The sequence below is a fragment of the Streptomyces sp. NPDC002773 genome (genome assembly GCF_040295605.1).
Lineage (GTDB): Bacteria > Actinomycetota > Actinomycetes > Streptomycetales > Streptomycetaceae > Streptomyces.
Genome location: NZ_JBEOVO010000076.1, coordinates 1 through 2,323, shown reverse-complemented (window position 1 = coordinate 2,323; position 2,323 = coordinate 1). Strand labels below are relative to the sequence as shown.

The 2,323-nt window shown below is 71.5% G+C and carries 2 protein-coding genes; one reads left to right on the top strand and one right to left on the bottom strand.

Annotation, left to right across the window (positions count from 1 at the left end; translation table 11 throughout):
• The coding region (locus ABT034_RS35210; protein ID WP_351221182.1) for an acyl-CoA dehydrogenase family protein at nucleotides 1–782 on the bottom strand (782 nt) is incomplete at its 3' end.
• A gap of 119 nt (nucleotides 783–901) precedes the next feature.
• Here ABT034_RS35210 and ABT034_RS35205 point away from each other — a divergent pair.
• Nucleotides 902–2,227 carry a UDP-glucose dehydrogenase family protein gene (locus ABT034_RS35205; RefSeq protein ID WP_351221181.1) on the top strand — a complete coding sequence of 442 codons (1,326 nt, stop codon included), beginning with the start codon at nucleotides 902–904 and terminating at the stop codon, nucleotides 2,225–2,227.
• Nucleotides 2,228–2,323: the final 96 nt, after the last annotated feature.

Here is a 2,323-nt window from a genome sequence, read left to right as displayed (position 1 = left end):
ATGCCGATGGCCTGGGCGGCGATGGTGATGCGGGTGTGGTCGAGGGTCTTCATGGCGGTGGCGAAGCCGGTGCCCTCGGCGCCGATCATGCGGTCGGCGGGGATGCGGACGTTGTCGAGGTAGACCTCGCGGGTCGGGGAGCCCTTGATGCCGAGCTTCTTCTCCGGGGCGCCGAAGGAGACGCCCTCGTCGGACTTCTCCACGACGAAGGCGCTGATGCCCTTGGACCGCTTGTCGGGGTCGGTGACGGCCATCACCGTGTAGTACTCGGAGACGCCGGCGTTGGTGATCCAGCGCTTGACGCCGTTGAGGATCCAGTGGTCGCCGTCGCGGACCGCGCGGGTCTTCATCCCGGCCGCGTCCGAGCCCGCGTCGGGCTCGGACAGGGCGTAGGAGAACATCGCGTCGCCCTTGGCCAGCGGGCCGAGGTAGCGGTGCTTGAGCTCCTCGGAGCCGGACAGGATCACCGGCAGCGAGCCCAGCTTGTTGACCGCGGGGATCAGCGAGGAGCTGCCGCACGCGCGCGCGACCTCCTCGATCACGATCACCGTCGCGAGCGCGTCCGCACCGGCACCGCCGTAGGTCTCGGGCACGTGCACGGCGTGCAGGTCGTTGGCGACCAGCGCGTCCAGGGCCTCCTGCGGGAAGCGGCTCTCCTCGTCCACCGCCGCGGCGAACGGCACGATCTTCGCCTCCGCGAGCGCACGGACCGACTCCCGGAGCATGTCGTGCTCCTCGGACGGCCGGTACAGGTCGAAATCAGTCGAACCCGCCACAGTCATTCACTCCCACGCTTGCTAACTACCGTTAAGTAACCCAAAGGGTAGGGCGTGCCCCGGCCGCGGACCAGTGCACGACTATGCTCGGGCAGGCATTCCGCCCGACGTCACTGGAGACCCGTATGGCCCTCAAGATCACCGTGATCGGCACCGGCTACCTCGGCGCCACCCACGCCGCGGCCATGGCGGAACTGGGCTTCGAGGTCCTCGGCCTTGACGTCGTCCCCGAGAAGATCGAGCTGCTGTCCTCCGGCCGCGTCCCGATGTACGAGCCGGGCCTGGAGGAGCTGCTCGCGAAGCACGTCGCCGGCATCGAGGGATCGAGCGGGCGGCTGCGGTTCACCACCTCCTGGGAGGAGGTCGGCGCCTTCGGTGACGTGCACTTCGTCTGTGTGAACACCCCGCAGAAGCACGGCGAGTACGCCTGCGACATGAGTTACGTGGACGCCGCCTTCACCTCCCTCGCCGGGGTCGTACGCGAAGGGGCCCTGGTCGTCGGCAAGTCGACCGTGCCCGTCGGCTCGGCCGAGCGGCTCGCGGACGTGCTCCCGCAGGGCGTCGAGCTGGCCTGGAACCCGGAGTTCCTGCGCGAGGGCTTCGCCGTGAACGACACCCTGCACCCGGACCGGATCGTCGTCGGCGTGCAGGGCGAACGGGCGGAGAAGCTGCTGCGCGAGGTGTACGCCGGGCCGGTCGGCGACGGCTCGCCCTTCGTGGTGACCGACTTCCCCACCGCCGAGCTGGTGAAGACGTCCGCCAACTCCTTCCTCGCCACCAAGATCTCCTTCATCAACGCGATGGCCGAGGTCTGCGAGGCCGCGGGCGGCGACGTCGCCAGGCTGGCCGAGGCCCTCGGCCACGACGACCGGATCGGCCCCAAGTTCCTGCGGGCCGGCATCGGCTTCGGCGGCGGCTGCCTCCCCAAGGACATCCGGGCCTTCATGGCCCGCGCCGGGGAGCTGGGCGCCGACCAGGCGCTGACCTTCCTCCGCGAGATCGACTCGATCAACATGCGGCGCCGCGGCCAGATGGTCGAGATGGCGCGCGAGGCGCTGGGCGGCAGTACGTTCCTGGGCCGCCGGGTCGCCGTCCTCGGCGCCACCTTCAAGCCGGACTCGGACGACGTCCGCGACTCGCCCGCGCTGAACGTGGCCGGTCAGATACACCTCCAGGGCGGCCAGGTCACCGTCTACGACCCGAAGGGCATGGAGAACGCGCGCCGCCTCTTCCCGACCCTCGGATACGCCGCCACGGCCGCGGAGGCGGTGCGCGGGGCGGACGTGGTGCTGCATCTGACGGAGTGGCGCGAGTTCCGCGAGCTCGACCCGGCGGAACTCGCCCGCGAGGTCGCCTCGCCGGTCATCCTCGACGGCCGCAACGCGCTGGACGCGGAGCGCTGGCGGGCGGCCGGCTGGACGTACCGCGCGATGGGCCGCCCGCGCGCCTGAGCACACCGGCCGTGGGGGGGGGGGCCGGGGCGGGAGGGCCCCGCCGGGGGGGTGGGGGTGGGGGGGGGGGGGGTCAACCAGAGCCCCCGGGGCCCC